Annotated in this window: 12 protein-coding genes; 6 read left to right on the plus strand and 6 right to left on the minus strand. The window is 38.9% G+C overall.

Annotated features, from left to right (window positions below):
- Positions 1–12: 12 nt before the first annotated feature.
- The 4 genes from I6F48_RS09355 (at position 13) to I6F48_RS09370 (ending at position 6,683) form a co-directional block, all read left to right on the plus strand.
- Positions 13–2,040: a methyl-accepting chemotaxis protein gene (locus I6F48_RS09355; protein WP_197119289.1), complete on the plus strand. Its 2,028-nt coding sequence runs from the start codon at positions 13–15 to the stop codon at positions 2,038–2,040.
- A 371-nt stretch (positions 2,041–2,411) separates the two neighbouring features.
- Positions 2,412–5,126, plus strand: a complete 2,715-nt coding sequence (gene secA / locus I6F48_RS09360) for a preprotein translocase subunit SecA (protein WP_007582061.1) — start codon at positions 2,412–2,414, stop codon at positions 5,124–5,126.
- Between the two features lie 68 nt (positions 5,127–5,194).
- The gene (mutT, locus tag I6F48_RS09365) at positions 5,195–5,593 is read left to right on the plus strand and encodes an 8-oxo-dGTP diphosphatase MutT (RefSeq protein WP_007582062.1); all 399 of its coding nucleotides are present in this window, start codon (positions 5,195–5,197) and stop codon (positions 5,591–5,593) included.
- A 22-nt stretch (positions 5,594–5,615) separates the two neighbouring features.
- Positions 5,616–6,683, plus strand: a complete 1,068-nt coding sequence (locus I6F48_RS09370; RefSeq protein WP_197119290.1) for a phosphotransferase enzyme family protein — start codon at positions 5,616–5,618, stop codon at positions 6,681–6,683.
- Positions 6,684–6,971: 288 nt separating this feature from the next.
- Here the strand turns inward: I6F48_RS09370 and I6F48_RS09375 are convergent, their stop codons facing one another.
- From I6F48_RS09375 to pmbA, 3 genes are all read right to left on the minus strand, one after another.
- Positions 6,972–9,047, minus strand: coding sequence for a M13 family metallopeptidase (locus tag I6F48_RS09375; protein ID WP_010553817.1), 2,076 nt, complete (start codon positions 9,045–9,047; stop codon positions 6,972–6,974).
- 415 nt (positions 9,048–9,462) lie between these two features.
- A complete protein-coding gene (locus tag I6F48_RS09380; protein WP_024589904.1) occupies positions 9,463–9,948 on the minus strand; it encodes a DUF721 domain-containing protein in 486 nt (161 codons plus the stop codon).
- Positions 9,949–10,020: 72 nt separating this feature from the next.
- Positions 10,021–11,370: a metalloprotease PmbA gene (pmbA, locus tag I6F48_RS09385; RefSeq protein WP_007582066.1), complete on the minus strand. Its 1,350-nt coding sequence runs from the start codon at positions 11,368–11,370 to the stop codon at positions 10,021–10,023.
- Positions 11,371–11,514: 144 nt separating this feature from the next.
- Here pmbA and yjgA point away from each other — a divergent pair, with 144 nt between their 5' ends.
- Both yjgA and hemN read left to right on the plus strand, forming a co-directional pair.
- Positions 11,515–12,048, plus strand: a complete 534-nt coding sequence (yjgA, locus tag I6F48_RS09390; protein ID WP_007582068.1) for a ribosome biogenesis factor YjgA — start codon at positions 11,515–11,517, stop codon at positions 12,046–12,048.
- A 124-nt stretch (positions 12,049–12,172) separates the two neighbouring features.
- Positions 12,173–13,546, plus strand: a complete 1,374-nt coding sequence (gene hemN, locus I6F48_RS09395; protein WP_165728096.1) for an oxygen-independent coproporphyrinogen III oxidase — start codon at positions 12,173–12,175, stop codon at positions 13,544–13,546.
- Positions 13,547–13,640: 94 nt separating this feature from the next.
- Here the strand turns inward: hemN and I6F48_RS09400 are convergent, their stop codons facing one another.
- The 3 genes from I6F48_RS09400 to I6F48_RS09410 all read right to left on the minus strand — a co-directional run bounded on the left by I6F48_RS09400 (position 13,641) and on the right by I6F48_RS09410 (position 16,150).
- On the minus strand, positions 13,641–14,156 hold the full coding sequence (locus I6F48_RS09400) for a DUF2489 domain-containing protein (RefSeq protein ID WP_010553820.1): 516 nt from the start codon (positions 14,154–14,156) through the stop codon (positions 13,641–13,643).
- A gap of 12 nt (positions 14,157–14,168) precedes the next feature.
- Positions 14,169–14,765, minus strand: a complete 597-nt coding sequence (yihI, locus tag I6F48_RS09405) for a Der GTPase-activating protein YihI (protein WP_007582074.1) — start codon at positions 14,763–14,765, stop codon at positions 14,169–14,171.
- 752 nt (positions 14,766–15,517) lie between these two features.
- On the minus strand, positions 15,518–16,150 hold the full coding sequence (locus I6F48_RS09410) for a c-type cytochrome (protein WP_007582080.1): 633 nt from the start codon (positions 16,148–16,150) through the stop codon (positions 15,518–15,520).
- Positions 16,151–16,396: the final 246 nt, after the last annotated feature.

Here is a 16,396-nt window from a genome sequence, read left to right on the forward strand (position 1 = left end):
ATATGCGCACTCATGCTAAATAATTTATCATTACGGAAGAAAATATTATTATTGATTGGTGGAACAATTACCGTTTTACTAATTATCGCCTCAACATTCTTTGTTAAACACATTGCCAACCTCTCTAGAGAAAACATAGAAAACGAAGCACAAAGTTATCTACAGACCGAGCAACTTTCAATGCAAAGTTACTTTGCAATGTACGGTAAAATGGTATCAACCTTTGTTAATAACCCACATTTAATCAACTTTTTTGAAAATTGGGATACTCGCGATCAAGCACTCGAAAGCGCGCCAGGTTACAACGAAGTAAACCAAGACTTTGTGCGTTTAAGCTCAAACGACGAAAACATTTTATCGGCCTTTTTTGCCTCAGCAACCACCGGTGAATACTTTAAAGAAAATGAACGTACAAGTCACTACAACGGCCAGCCTTATTACGCCTACAAGCGTGGTTGGTGGCAAGAAGCCATGCAAGTTAACAAACTTTATGTAGGTCCAATCTCTGTTGATTTAACCACAGGCGTAGCATCTGCAGTAGTACAACAACCTGTTTATAACGCACAGCGTAAACTCATTGGTATGGGCGGTGTTGATTTACAACTAAACAAAATTAACGACATGGTCGAAAATATTCGCTTTAACGGCCAAGGTTATGGATTTTTACTCGATGGAAATCAAAAAGTAGTTCACTTTTCAAAAGCCACTGGACACAAACTTTCAATTACAGATGAAGGTGCAAACGGTAAAGAAGGACTCGATGCGCTTGAGCAACAATTTACAGATACAGCAGGCTTTAAAGAATTAAATACACAAATGCGAAATAACCTTAAAGGCAGCCAAATGGTTACTTTTAAAGGTGAGCAGTTTTATGTGGTTTACCATCGCTTACAGCTAGATCAGCCTTATATAGATTGGTATGTAGGTCTACTTATTCCTACTAGCATGATTGAAGAGCCCGTAAATGCCGCAGTAACCGCAACAACAACTGCAGTAGTTATTATCTTAATTATTATATTAGCCATGATTTTATGGGCTACCCATATGATTTCAAAACCCATCACAACACTTACGCACATTATGCGTGATATAGCATCGGGTGAAGGCGACCTTACTCAAAAAATTGATATTAATAGCCAAGATGAAGTGGGACAGCTGGCCAATCATATGAACACTTTTATTGATAAATTACGCGCCATGATGCTAGAAACCGCAGCGCAAGCAGAACAGCTAAGTAATGCAGCAGCTCAGCTAAGACATGTTTCTGAGCAAACTAATTCTGAAATTCAGCAAGAGAAGCAGCAAGTTGATAGCGTCAGCGCCGCGGTAACTGAAATGGCGACTACTGTGCTTGAAATATCACGTAATGCACAACATACAAATAATGCAGCTGAAGAAGTTCAGGCAATTACAGCTGAAGGTGCAAGCCGTTCTACACAGGCGCAAAAAGTAATGACTGAACTGGCGCTACATATTGGTGAAGCATCTAAAGTGGTTGCAGGCCTTGAACAGGAAAGTAATAACATTGGTGCATTAGTCGATGTAATTAACTCAATTGCCGATCAAACCAATTTACTTGCACTTAATGCCGCTATAGAGGCAGCACGAGCTGGCGAACACGGTCGAGGCTTTGCCGTTGTTGCGGATGAAGTACGCTCACTAGCAAGTCGCACACAAGAATCAACAGACGATATTCGTAATATGATTTCGCGCTTGCAGCAAATAGCTCAACAGGCCTCAGTGATGATGCAACAAGGACAAGATCAAACCGAGGGCTCAGTACTGCAAACTAAAGAAGTACTTAGCTCACTTCACAATATTGCGCAGTCGGTCACTAAAGTACAAGACCAAAGTCATCAAATAGCAACGTCAACTGAGGAGCAAACAGTCGTTGCTGAAGATATTAATACGAGCCTTTCGACAATTAATAACTTAGTGAACAGTACCGCTGATCATGCACATACCCTCGCTGACGAAGCTCGTGACTTAAGTGATCTAGCTGCGGCACTTAACAAAACGGTTAACCAATTTAAATTATAAAACACTCATTTAATAGCTGTGTTTAAGCGTCAAACTTAAGCGCAGCTATAACCCTTGTTTTTAATTTATTTAGCACCATATCTTTACAGTTCGCTACTATTTTTACTGTAATTGAGTAATACAAAGTTATTTTTACGAACCAGATCAAATTTTTCGATTTTATACACAGATCTTTTTATTGAGATAGTTTGTTGTTTGGCAGAGTCTGGTATAGTAGCGCACGTAATAAACAGTGCTTTTTGAGCGGTTTAATACAATATTGCTAATTAATATGTTCTAAGTGTTATTTAAAAGCACATATTAATTACCAATTGTTAAAAATGGGTTAGCCGATACTCGGCTGACAAAGAATACATTGTAACGGTTTTATCATGATATCTAATTTATTTACCAAGCTTTTTGGTAGTCGCAATGACCGCACTATTAAAAACTTAAGAAAGACGGTCGCGCTAATCAATGCGCTAGAAACGCAACTTGAAGCGCTTTCTGATGAAGATTTAAGAGCTAAAACAGCTGAGTTTAGAGAACGTTACGATAACGGACAAGGCCTTGACGATATCCTACCTGAAGCTTTTGCTGTGGTACGTGAAGCGTCAAAGCGTGTAAATGGCATGCGTCATTTCGACGTGCAGTTATTAGGTGGTATGGTTTTACATCAAGGTCGCATTGCAGAAATGCGTACCGGTGAAGGTAAAACACTAACAGCTACCCTACCCGCTTATTTAAACGGCTTAACAGGCAAAGGTGTTCACGTAATTACTGTGAATGACTACCTTGCTAAACGTGATGCTGAAACCAACCGTGCGTTATTTGAATTTTTAGGCCTTACTGTAGGCTGTAACGTACCGGGTATGATGCCACAGCAGAAGAAGCTAGCTTATACTGCTGACATTACGTACGGTACAAATAACGAATTTGGTTTTGACTACCTTCGCGATAATATGGCTTTTAGCATTGATGAACGTGTTCAGCGTCCATTATTTTATGCCGTAGTCGATGAAGTGGATTCAATCTTAATTGATGAAGCGCGTACTCCGCTTATTATTTCAGGCCCAGCTGAGGACAGCTCTGAGCTATACACTGAAATAAATACCATCGTTCCTTTACTTGAACTTCAAGAAAAAGAAGACGAAGAAGGTGTTGAAGGCGACGGCGATTACACTATTGATGAAAAGTCTAAGCAAGTTCATTTAACAGAACGTGGTCAAATTAAAGTAGAAGAGCTACTTACTGAACGCGGCTTAATTGAAGAAGGCGATTCGCTTTACTCAGCAGCAAGCATTACGCTACTAAGTCACGTTTATGCCGCCCTTCGTGCCCACAAGCTATACCAAAAAGATGTTGATTACGTAGTAAAAGAAAACGAAGTAATCATTATCGATGAGCATACTGGTCGTTCAATGGAAGGTCGTCGTTGGTCAGAAGGTTTACACCAAGCTGTTGAAGCTAAAGAAGGTGTAAATATTCAGAACGAAAACCAAACACTTGCATCTATTACGTTCCAAAACTACTTCCGTTTATACGAAACATTAGCAGGTATGACAGGTACTGCCGATACTGAAGCTTTTGAGTTTCAATCTATCTACGGCCTAGATACTGTTGTTATGCCAACTAATAAGCCAATGGTTCGTGATGATCGCGCCGACTTAGTTTACCTAACACAAGAAGAAAAATACGAAGCAATTTTAATTGACATTAAAGACTGTCAAGACCGCGGACAACCGGTACTTGTAGGTACTATTTCAATTGAAAGCTCTGAGTATTTATCGCAGTTTTTACGCAAAGAAAAAATTAAGCACAACGTACTTAATGCCAAATTTCATGCACAAGAAGCAGATATCGTTTCAGATGCTGGCCTACCAGGTACAGTAACAATTGCAACCAACATGGCCGGTCGTGGTACCGATATCGTGTTAGGTGGTAACTGGAACAGTGAAGTTGAAAAACTTGAAAACCCAACTGCTGAGCAAATTGCTGAAATTAAAGCTGCTTGGAAAATTCGCCATGATGCGGTAATTGATGCTGGCGGTTTACATATCATTGGTACTGAACGTCACGAATCTCGTCGTATAGATAACCAATTACGTGGTCGTTCTGGTCGTCAAGGTGACGCCGGTTCTAGTCGTTTCTACCTATCGATGGACGATGCACTAATGCGTATCTTCGCTGGTGAACGCATGACTAATATGATGCGTAAACTAGGTATGCAACGCGGTGAAGCAATTGAACATCCATGGGTAAACCGTGCGATTGAAAATGCACAGCGTAAAGTAGAAGCACGTAACTTTGATGTTCGTAAGCAATTGCTTGAGTACGATGATGTAGCAAACGATCAACGTCGCGTTGTTTACTCTCAACGTAATGAGCTACTTGAAGAAGGCGATATTTCAGAGACTATCACAGCAATTCGTGGTGATGTTCTTGCTAGTGTAATTGATCAATACATTGCACCACAAAGCCTTGCTGAAATGTGGGATATTCCTGGCCTTGAAGAGCGTTTAAAACAAGACTTCTTACTTGAGTTGCCAATCACTCAGTGGTTAGCAGATGACAATAAACTATACGAAGAAAAACTTCGTGAGCGTATTGAGCAGGCGGTTGAGCAGTCATACAAGCAAAAAGAAGAGCAAGTTGGCGATTCTGTTTTACGTCAATTCGAAAAAGCGATTATGCTACAAAGTCTTGATCAGCATTGGAAAGATCACCTTGCTGCTATGGATCACTTACGTCAAGGTATTCATTTACGTGGTTACGCGCAAAAGAATCCTAAGCAAGAGTATAAGCGTGAATCGTTTGAGCTGTTTTCTGAAATGCTTGAAAACTTGAAAGTAGATGTTGTAAGCATCCTAAGTAAAGTACAAGTACGCGCAGAAGAAGATGTTGAAAAAGTAGAAGAGCAACACCGTAAAAGTGAAAATGCTCCTCGCGAATACCAACATGAAGAAGCTGAGCAAGTAGGTGGCGAAGCGCCAGCACCAGAAACAGCTACTGTAATGGCTCGTACAGAACCAAAAGTAGGTCGTAATGACCCTTGTCCTTGTAAATCAGGTCAAAAATTCAAACAATGTTGCGGTAAATTAAAATAGCCCAGTATTGTTATTAGCTTATTAAAAAGCGGCGCTAGCGTCGCTTTTTTTTATGGAGTTTTAAAGTAATGACTATAGAAATTGTACATGTAGCTGTTGGTGTTATTAAGAAAAATAACGCTATATTCATTTGTAAACGCGCAGATGAACAACATCAAGGCGGTTTATGGGAATTTCCTGGTGGCAAAGTAGAAGCAGGTGAAAGTGTTTTTGTTGCACTTAAACGCGAGCTTATTGAAGAAGTTGGATTAACAATTCACAGCTCTAGCCAACTTATGGTGATTGAACATGACTACGGCGATAAGTGCGTTAAATTAGATGTGCACGTAGTGAGTAACTTTAGCGGTGAAGCACATGGCGCTGAAGGACAACCTAGTGAATGGGTAGCAATTAGTGAATTAGAAAATTATGATTTTCCTGAAGCTAATGCTGAAATTATCGAGAAAATAGTAGCCCGATACGCATAATAAATGGGCATAAGTGAGCACAATGAACATCTCAATACAAAATAAGCTAAGCGAACTGTTAGCACTGCCCCCTGAGTTAACTCAAGTTAGTGTAATTGGTAGCGGTCATATAAATAGTACATGGCTACTTAGATGTATTGATAAACAGTTTATTGTGCAAAAACTTAATATTGAAGTATTTAAAAACCCTGCTCAGTTAGTAAGTAATGCAAAACTAATTGAGCAGCATCTAAATGCTAAACAACTGCAAAATAATTACCCTCTTGAAATAATCAAACATATAGCGACACAAAGCGACGAGCGCTTAATAAAAATTGATAGCGCGTACTATCGTATCCTTAACTATATTAGTGACAGTTACAGCGAAGACGTTGTTAAAAATGCGCAACAGAGCGAGCAAGCAGCCTATGCCTTTGGCGTATTTGCTCATGCATTACAAGATTTTGATGCACAACAACTACACTCTGTAATTCCTGATTTTCATAACTTAGCGATGCGCTTTGAGCAATTAAATACCGCAATCACAAATAACTCTGTAAATAGAGTAAAGCACTGCGCTGACGAAATAGAATATTGCTTATCGCAGCAGCATTTAATTACCGAGCTTAGCAACATTGCCAAGCAGATACCGCTTAGAGTGTGTCATAACGATACAAAAATAAATAATATGCTGTTTTGTAGTGCAACTCACAAAGCAAAAGCAGTGATTGATTTAGATACCTGCATGGCGGGATTTAGGCTTTATGATTTTGGCGACATGGTACGCACTTTCTGCTCCCCCGAAGCCGAGGATTCAACAAACTTACACAACGTTATTATTCGAAAAGATATATTTTCAGCCATTGTTAAAGGCTATGTAACGCCATTAAAAAGTAGCATGAGTACAAAAGAACAAGAAAGCCTGCTGCTAGGCGCTAAAATAATGCCGCTTATGTTAAGTGTACGCTTTTTAACTGATTACCTAAATAACGATGTGTACTTTAAAGTGGCTCATGCAGAGCATAATTTAGAGCGAGCACAAAACCAACTCGCGCTTTATAAAAACATACTCAGTAACAAAAAATGGATGCACCAATACTTAATGAGCTAAAGCTTATTTAACCTGAACTCTGGTTAAGAGATTTATTAACGTATTGAATCATGGTGATATTTAAATTTATTTTCTCTAGTCAGAGATTTTTAGTGAAAACAAGGCGAATTTACGCGTCAATAGCTGGCCTATTGCAAGTAAATTCAACGCAGTTAGCGCTGAAAATAGCTGCTTGAGGTAGATTTATTATCCATAGTTCAGGTTATTTACAAATTCAAGATACAAAAAAACCAGTAAGCTAAAAACTTACTGGTTTTTTATTAACTTTAAATCAGTCTATTTAGTAAATTACCAAATTTTTACGCGATCTTCTGGTTTGATATACATTTTATCACCTTCTTTTACGTCAAACGCTTCGTAAAACTCAGGCATATTCGACAAGATACCGATTACACGGTAGTGACTTGGTGAATGAGGGTCTGTTAATAAACGATTACGTAACTCTTCATCGCGATAGTTACGACGCCAAATTTGTGACCAACCCATAAAGAAGCGTTGATCGCCTGTGTAACCATCAATCACTGGTGATTTTTTATCACCTAAAGACAGCATATACGCTTTATGCGCAACCGTTAAGCCACCTAAGTCACCAATGTTTTCGCCAAGCGTTAGCTCGCCATTAACACTTGCATCTTCAAACGGTTTATATTCGTTATACTGTGCAACTAAAGCCGCTGTACGCTCTTCAAATTGCTTAAGGTCAGTCTCACTCCACCAGTTACGTAAGTTGCCATCACCGTCGTATTTAGCACCTTGGTCGTCAAAACCATGACCAAGCTCATGCCCAATTACTGCACCAATTGCGCCGTAGTTTACAGCATCATCCGCTTCTAAATTAAAGAATGGCGGTTGTAAAATAGCTGCTGGAAATACAATTTCGTTGTTTACTGGATTGTAATACGCATTTACTGTTTGCGGAGTCATGTGCCACTCAGAGCGATCAACTGGTTTACCCAATTTAGCAATCATGTCTGCGTATGCCCATTCGCTATAACGAATGTAGTTACCTACTAGCTCATCTGAGTTAATATCCAGCTCTGAGTAATCTTTCCACGTGTCTGGGTAACCAATTTTAGGTGTAAATTTGTCTAGTTTTTCTTTCGCTGCAAGCTTTGTTTCAGGGCTCATCCACTCAAGATTTTCAATAGCAACACCGTAACCTTTAATTACGTTATCAACTAATTCTTCCATGCGTGCTTTTGCTTCTGGCGGGAAGTTATCTTTAACGTATACCTTACCTAATATTTCACCAAGTACACTGTTAGATGCATCAACCGCTTGCTTCCAAAGAGGTGCTTGTTCTTCTACGCCACGAAGTGTTGTGCTGTAAAAGTCAAAGTTAAGGTTAACTAAATCTTCACTAAGTAGCTCTGCATAACCACTTACAAAATGAAATTTTAAGTAGTTTTTCCACGTCGCTAAATCAGTGTCTTTGTAAATAGTAGCAAGTGCTTCTAAGTAGCTTGGTTGACGTACAATAATGTCACTTGCACTCACGCCTGCATCTTTAAAGAATGCAGCTAAATCAAGGTCACCCATCAACTTGCTTGCATCTGCTACTGTCATCTTGTTATAAGATTTAGTTGCATCACGGCTTTGCACACGGCTCCACTGAGCATCAGCTAGTGTTTTTTCAAATGCAAGTACGCTCTTAGCAGCTTCTGCTGCATTTTTAACGCCTGACTTAGCTAAAACATCAGTGATGTATTGCTCGTAAGAAGCGCGAATTTTAGTGAATTTTTCGTCATCTTTTAAGTAATAGTCACGATCTGGTAAACCAAGACCCGACTGAGATAAATACAATGCATACTCACTTGAGTTTTTAGCATCGTTATTTACAAACCAACCAAACGGTAAAGTACCGCCTTGTTTTTGAATTTTAGCCATTAAACCCACTAAATCAGCTTTAGATTTAACGCTATCAATTGTATCTAATGACGGTTGTAATGGCGTAATACCTAGCTCATTACGCGCATCTTTATTCATATAGCTTTTATAAAATGCACCAATTTTATACTCATCACTGCCTTTTTTAGCGGCTTTGTTTGCAGCTGCACTTTCAAGGGCTATTTTCATCGCTTTTTGCGACTCATCATATAACTGCGAAAAAGAACCGTAGTTAGATTTATCACCTGGTATTTCAGTTTTAGCTAACCACTGACCATTTACATGGTAGTAAAAATCGTCTTGTGCGCGTACTGAACTATCCATATTAGCTAATTCAATACCAAGCTCTAGTGGTTTTTCAGCGGGTGCTGTTACTACTGGAGTGTCGGTTACTTTTGTTTCTTGTTGTTTTTCACCACAACCTACCAAGCCAAGCGCAAGTGCGATACTTGCAGCAGCCATTGTTACTTTATTCATAATTATTCCGTTTGTTAGTTAGAATTGAATCATACCAATCTGCTTATATATGGGGTCTATTTAACGTTAAGAAAATTACGCTAGAACCAGGCAAAAGTTTTTGTATCTAGTTGCTCTAAATAAAAAATTTTTAACGACGTTATAGTGCAATTTAATTCGTTAAATTGATCAAAGACTTATGCAGGTTGGTATCACATACCAACTCCATTAAATTCTTGAATATAGCAGGAGTAAAAATAGCACTGCCTACACGCTTTTACTTAATGGAATGGGTATCAAAGAGCTTTCGATCAATATAAAGCCCACGCAGCATCATAAACCTCATTAAGCCAACAATAAAATGGAATATGTAACAAAGTATTTTGAATGCGGTGAGCAGCCAAATTAGCCCCACCAATAACAAGATGGTGGGTAGTTAAGACTTACTTTTATTTTTTCCGTGAAGCGCTAAACGCTCTAGTTTTTCTTTTAAAGAAGGGGGTGCAGAAGATGCTATCGCGTTTAAGTAATCAGCTGTTTGCTCACTCATTTTACGTGAGTTGGTAACTGCAGGACTACCCGACTTATTCGCTGTGCTTAATCTCTGAGTTGCTTGAGGATTTGCAGTTATTTTTATTTGCCCGAGCTCTGCCATTCCAGCGGCTCTAAAATGTGAAAGCATATCCATTTTTAAATAATTAAGCCTAAGCGCGATAGGTGCAGATACCGCCTCTATCATTAGCGTACCGTCTCGGTAATTACTGACTCGGCATTTATCACCCAACTTAGGACCTAAAAAATCTTTTAATAAGGTTTGCTGTGTATCAAGTGCTTGGCTTTTGCCTGCATAAGCCGATAAACGATTATTTAACCCCGCCATAATATCGGTTAGCGGTTTTGGTGCATATCTATCTTTAGCCATTTTACACCTCGTAAAAGCTCACTTAGACCCAGAGATAATACTCTAGGTCTAAGTATACACTGCGTATTAATACTACGCGCCGGCTATTTGCATTTGCTCTATTAATACTGAGCCAGTTTGAATACCACCACGGCGTTCTATGTCACCACCAATAGCAGATATGCCTTTAAACATATCTTTTAAATTACCAGCAATGGTAATTTCGCTTACAGGATATTGGATTTCACCATTTTCAACCCAAAAACCAGCAGCACCACGAGAGTAATCACCCGTTACTGTATTTACGCCCTGCCCCATTAGCTCTGTTACTAATAAGCCAGTGCCCATCGTTTTTAATAGTGCAGTTAAATCGTTATGAGTTTGCTCAACGAGCCAGTTATGTATACCGCCAGCATGCCCTGTTGGGGTCATATTCATTTTACGCGCGGCATAACTTGCTAATAAATAAGTTTGTAGCTCGCCGCCTTGAATAATTTCTCTATCGAATGTTTTAACACCTTCGCTATCAAACGGTGATGATGCCAACCCTTTTAAAATATGTGGGCGCTCAGCAATATTTACACAATTACTAAATACTTGTGTGCCTAAGCTATCAAGTAAAAAACTTGATTTACGATAAAGTGCGCCACCACCAATAGCCGACACTAAGTGACCAAACAATGAATTTGCAATATCGGCTCTAAAAATAACAGGCACTTTCATTGTGCCTAACTTTTGGCTATTTAATTTAGCGAGCGTTTCAGCTGCTGCCTCAAGCCCAACTGCCGCTGCGTCATTTAAACCCGCTTGATCGCGTGCAACAGTATAAGCAGAGTCGCGTTGCATCTGCTCGCCATCTTGACCTATTACCATAGTACTAATGCTATGACGAGTACGTGGAAAGCCCGTTATCAAACCATGGCTGTTACCATAAACACGTAGCCCCTGATGCGATGAAAAACTCGCACCATCAGAGTTAACAATACGCTCATCTGCATTTAGTGCAGCTTGCTCTGCAGCATGACAAAGCTCAATACCTTCCTCAGGGCTTACATCCCAAGGATGGTATAAATCTAAATCTTTAGGATTAAATTCAAGTAACTCTTTATCAGCAACGCCGTTGAATGGGTCATCAGATGTGAATTTGGCTATATCAATCGCTTTTTCGACTACCATGCGCAATGTTTTTGGATTTAAATCAGCCGTAGACGCCGAACCTTTATTATTACCAACATATACACTAATGCCTAAGCCGCCATCTTGGTTAAACTCAATGGTTTCTACTTCACCCATTCGTGTACTAACCGATAAACCAGACGTGCTAGACATGGCAGCTTCTGCAGCTGTAGCGCCTAATTTTTTAGCATGTTCGAGTACTTCTGCTACCGCATCTTTAACTTGCGATATTTGAGAATAAATTGGATCGTTTTGTTGGCTTTTCATAAATTAAGTCCTGAGCCTTAGAGGCATAATGCACGCATTTCTTATATTTAAATGCTAACACACTCAATGCATCACATCAGCTAATATTCCTAAGTATCATATTCATGTATAATGGCAAAAGTTATTTTTATTTAAGAGCACCCCATGGCAAAGAAAAAAGGCAAGCCTGCTGAAATTGAAGAAGAAATTGAATATGTATCAAGAACGGAGCTTAAGCGCGAAGCGCAAGAGTTTCATCAGTTAGGTACTGAAATTGCCAAAATGGGTAAAAAACAGCGCGAACGCCTGCCATTAAATGACGATTTAAAAGCGGCAATGGTTGTTGCTGATAAAATAAGTAATAAAAGTGACGCGTACCGCCGTCACTTAAACTACATCGCTAAAACGTTGCGTACTGTAGAAAACATTGACGCTATTAGAGCGATTATCGATGTAATGCTTAATAAAAATAACCAAGCTGAAGTATTGGTCAAAAAAATTGAGCAATTACGTTCAGACCTAATTGAACAAGGTGATGACCTTATCAATGAGACTATTGAACAGTTTCCGTCTCTTGATCGTCAGCAAATGCGTCAATTGGTTCGTAATGCGGCAAAAGAAGCGAAAGCTGAAAAGCCGGGTAAAGGTTATAAAGAGTTATTTCAATATCTCAAAGATGCCCATACTGTTACGTATTAATTAGACCGCATTAATTGATATTTTATTAAAAAAGGTGCTTCGGCACCTTTTTTGTTATAGATCAAACCGCATCACTGCGTACTTTTTTATAATCACCCCCTAAATAAATACTTAGGTGCGCGTGATGATTAAACTTCCACAATGGGATCAAACCCTAATAAACAAATATAATGTGTCTGGCCCGCGTTATACCTCGTATCCCACAGCTCTATCACTGCGTGATGGATATCAACAACAAGACCTACTTAGCGCTGTAGAATCATCAACGAGCCGTTCACTTTCTCTATATATTCATATCCCGTTTTGTAGTCAGCTTTGCTACTACTGTGGCTGTAATAAAATAATTACCCGCCATCAATCTAAGGCAGATACGTATCTCGACTTTTTAGCAAAAGAAATTACTGCCCAAGCGCCTTTATTTAAAAGCTACACGGTTGAGCAATTACATTTAGGTGGCGGTACTCCCACCTTTTTAACCGCAAAACAAATGACTCGTCTAATTAAGCTTTTAGAGCAGCACTTTAATTTTACAAGCACAACAGAGCGCGGCATTGAAATAGACCCACGCTCACTTGCCGATAATATGCTCGTTGATTTAAGGATGCTTGGCTTTAACCGTGTCTCATTTGGGATTCAAGACTTTAACGACGACGTGCAACTTGCTGTTAATCGCCCGCAAAATGCAGATACGGTCAAGCAATTAATTACACAAGCTCGCGAGCTGGGATTTCAATCTATTAATGCAGATATGATTTACGGGCTTCCTCTGCAAACGCCAGAGAGCTTTAAGCAAACTATAGAGCAACTTATTGAGTTAAGCCCTGACCGAGTATCGGTGTTTAACTACGCGCATTTACCAGAGCGCTTTGCCGCACAGCGTAAGATTAAAGATGCAGATTTACCCAGTGCACATAATAAACTCACTATGTTTAAAAACACGCTGGAGCAGATGACGCAAGCAGGCTATCAATTTATTGGTATGGACCACTTTGCAAAAACCGATAACGAACTAGCTATTGCGCAAAATGAAGGCAAGTTACATCGTAATTTTCAAGGTTATACAACCCATGGAAATTGTGATTTATTAGGCTTAGGCGTGTCATCAATTTCGCAAATTGACAGTGCCATTTTACAAAATCAAAAAGAATTAAAACATTATTACCACAGCATCGAAACACAAATCGGCTGTGCTCTTAATAAAGGTATGCACTTAACGCATGATGATGTAATTCGTGCTGATGCAATTAAGCAGCTCATTTGCCAGTTTGAATTAGATATACAAGACTTTAGCGAAAAGCATGCGCTTATATTTAATGACTACTTTGAGGATGCGTTAATTGCGCTTACGCCACTTATAAAAGATGAACTAGTCACTATAAATGATAATAAAATTAGCGTAACGCCACGCGGCAACTTATTCATTCGTATTATTTGCATGTGCTTTGACGCTCATTTACAAAAACAAATAAATGCGACGCGTTTTTCGCGAGTGATTTAGCAGATCACTAATTTAATGCAATTAGTATGAAAATTTTTACGCATAAAAAAAGCAGACCAAGGTCTGCTTTTTTTGAGTGCTCGAAAAACTAAAGCTAGTTAAAAACCACTTTATCGCTGCCAGGAGCGGCTTTAAACTCGATGATAATTTTAGCGCAATCGGCTTTAACTTCATCTTTAAGTGTTTCTTCAGCTTGCCAGCGAGCTTTATCTAGCTTAAAAATTTCTTTTTTAGCATATTTTTTACGTGCATCGTGTGTCGGCATTTCTTTAACTACCTGGTACATTTTATAAATGCCAGGATATTGTGTCGTTAAATCACGCTCGCTCTCAAAGCCATATTGAGACATAAGTACCCAAATACGTAAACAGCCTTCAGAAAACTCACACTGCTCTTCATTCATTGCACGCGCAATTAAATGAATACTATCGGCTAGTTTGGCATTTCGCTTTAAACGCGACTTCTCAAGCTTTTGCTTTTGTTCAGCCTGCGTTTTAGCAATTAACTTTTTTTGCGCATTTAACTTATACAGCAACTGACCCGCATAAAATGCCAGACCAACTATTATAGCAGCGCCTAAAAGTAAGGCTAAAATTACCGCGGTACTCATTATTTATCCTTACTATTTGTCGTCTTCATCTAACCATTCGTTGGCTAAATCGTCAGATAAGTATTGATCGAAATCAGAATTGCCTTTGCTTTCAATATCATCTTCAAGGTCATCTTCAAATTCGTCTTCATCCTCGTCTTCAATACCAAGAATTTCACATAACGCCTGATGGCGAGCAATACGGCTATTAAAGTACTTAGCATCTTTACCAGTTAGCATTTCACCTTCTTCATGACGCTCTACTAGTTTAAGTAAACGCTCGTCATTCTCAAGTGCTTCTAGCTCTTGTTCAGGTGTAAATTCAGGCTCGATTACCTTTTTCAGCTCAATAGTTGGCTTTAAGTTGCGTTTCATTTCAACTTTAGGCTCAGGCGCAGTTGCAATTAATGGTACCGGCTTTTTACTGCCTACACGCTTATCTTTCGGCGCGTGACCAGCATTATGGCTTTCGCTATCTAGTAAATCTGGCGCGTTACGAGAACCTGGCTTAGCACCTTTGGTTTTTTTAACTCGCTGCTCTTTTAATGCGCGCATTTCTTTAAGCTTATCTTGGCTTAAACGAACAGGTCCGTTTGCTGGGCTTTTGCGTGACTTTTTAGTTCTACTCATATCTTGATCATCTCACTTAAGAGGTTTTGAGCGAAGCGCAAATTAATGGGCATCGCAGTGCTGGACTAGCCAGAAGAATTCAGTTTGCGCTTAGAGGTTGGGTCTCTCATTTAAAAGCGCCTTAGCTAATTAATCGCTAGTTTTAAACGGTGGGTATTGTAACAGGACAAATAAAAAGGCGGTAGAGAAAACATCTCTACCGCCTGCTAATCTGAGCGCCATTATCTGGACACTTCTCCCTTCGACTTTTTTTAGTCTTTATTATTTTTATTATTATCAGTCCGTATTGTTATTATTTTTACGTTCCTTGTTACATTCCATTTTGTTTTTATTATTAAACTTCCATGAGTTTTTTATTATTTTCGGTCATCCTGACACTTTTTTATTATTTCCTTTAGTAGCACTAATCTTATGCTATGTAGTCATGCCGCGTTACTTTCCTTGATAGTTATTTCCGTTTTGTTATTGTTGTTTTGCGACAGTGGTTAATTTACTCGTTAATGATTTTGTTACAACTGGTTTATATAACTTTTATTATCTTTATTACATTGAGATATAAAAATAAACATAAATTACAATAAGTTAATCAATAATCAAAAATAAAAAGAAGACTTTTCTTACAACCAGACATGGTCAATGTCTTACATTAAAACGGACGATATCGTTAATTTTTGACACAAAAAAAGCAGCCTAGGCTGCTTTTTTTAACACATTGTAGTTTATTTATTATTAACTGCTAAATAAATACGACTTTAGTGTAAGCCACCTAAATACTGAGAAAGTACTTCGATGTCTTTATCTGTTAATTTTTTTGCAATATCGCCCATCATGCCATTTAAGTCATTATGACGAGTACCATCACGGAATTTTTCAAGTTGAGCCTTGATATATCCTGGATGCTGAAAAGAAATTTTTGGAAACTTAGCAAGTGACGAGCCATTACCACGTGGGCCATGACATGCTGCACATGATGGAATTCCACGTTCTGCATCGCCTGCTTTAAAAAGCATCTCGCCAACTTCAACAACATCTTTAGGTGTAGCACCTTCAGTCATGTTCATTGAAGAAAAATAAGCAGCTAGATCTTTCATGTCTTGCTCGCTAAGTGGCATAGCCATAGCGCTCATTACTGGATCCATACGCCCTTCTTTGCCGCCTGACGTCATACCTAATTTTAAATCCTGAAGTTGCTTAAGGATATAATCTGGATGTTGACCTGCAATTTTAGGGTAAATATTAACCGGCGCATTACCGTCTGGGCCGTGACAAGCCGCACACGTTGCTGATTTTTCTTTACCTGCGTTTACATCGCCATCAAATGCTGTTGCGTTGCTTGCTGACAACGCACCAAGCAATATTGTTAAAGATAGTGCTATTTTTTTCATGGTGAATTCTCTGTTTCCGACCCTGTATCATCTACAATCGTGATGTTGTAATACATATATTCTACACGATAATAAATTCTCTGGCACGTTTTCTACACATATTAAGCTTATAATTTACAGGGTTTTGACTTAGATTAAGCTTTAACATGTTTTAAATGTACCATAGGTGCTGTTTTTAGGTGGTTAAATACGCTTTTTAATACATCCTTTATAGTATAAAATACGCGCCCTGAGTGAATTTGGTTT

The organism is Pseudoalteromonas sp. SWYJ118 (assembly GCF_015864505.1).
Classification (GTDB): Bacteria; Pseudomonadota; Gammaproteobacteria; order Enterobacterales; family Alteromonadaceae; genus Pseudoalteromonas; species Pseudoalteromonas arctica.

Bases quoted from the DNA above. Each gene is read 5' to 3' on its own strand.
- I6F48_RS09410 (WP_007582080.1), bottom strand. From the start codon at position 16,150: ATGAAAAAAATAGCACTATCTTTAACAATATTGCTTGGTGCGTTGTCA.
- pmbA (WP_007582066.1), bottom strand. From the start codon at position 11,370: ATGAAAAGCCAACAAAACGATCCAATTTATTCTCAAATATCGCAAGTT.
- yjgA (WP_007582068.1), top strand. From the start codon at position 11,515: ATGGCAAAGAAAAAAGGCAAGCCTGCTGAAATTGAAGAAGAAATTGAA.
- mutT (WP_007582062.1), top strand. From the start codon at position 5,195: ATGACTATAGAAATTGTACATGTAGCTGTTGGTGTTATTAAGAAAAAT.
- hemN (WP_165728096.1), top strand. From the start codon at position 12,173: ATGATTAAACTTCCACAATGGGATCAAACCCTAATAAACAAATATAAT.
- I6F48_RS09380 (WP_024589904.1), bottom strand. From the start codon at position 9,948: ATGGCTAAAGATAGATATGCACCAAAACCGCTAACCGATATTATGGCG.
- I6F48_RS09375 (WP_010553817.1), bottom strand. From the start codon at position 9,047: ATGAATAAAGTAACAATGGCTGCTGCAAGTATCGCACTTGCGCTTGGC.
- I6F48_RS09355 (WP_197119289.1), top strand. From the start codon at position 13: ATGCTAAATAATTTATCATTACGGAAGAAAATATTATTATTGATTGGT.
- yihI (WP_007582074.1), bottom strand. From the start codon at position 14,765: ATGAGTAGAACTAAAAAGTCACGCAAAAGCCCAGCAAACGGACCTGTT.
- secA (WP_007582061.1), top strand. From the start codon at position 2,412: ATGATATCTAATTTATTTACCAAGCTTTTTGGTAGTCGCAATGACCGC.
- I6F48_RS09370 (WP_197119290.1), top strand. From the start codon at position 5,616: ATGAACATCTCAATACAAAATAAGCTAAGCGAACTGTTAGCACTGCCC.
- I6F48_RS09400 (WP_010553820.1), bottom strand. From the start codon at position 14,156: ATGAGTACCGCGGTAATTTTAGCCTTACTTTTAGGCGCTGCTATAATA.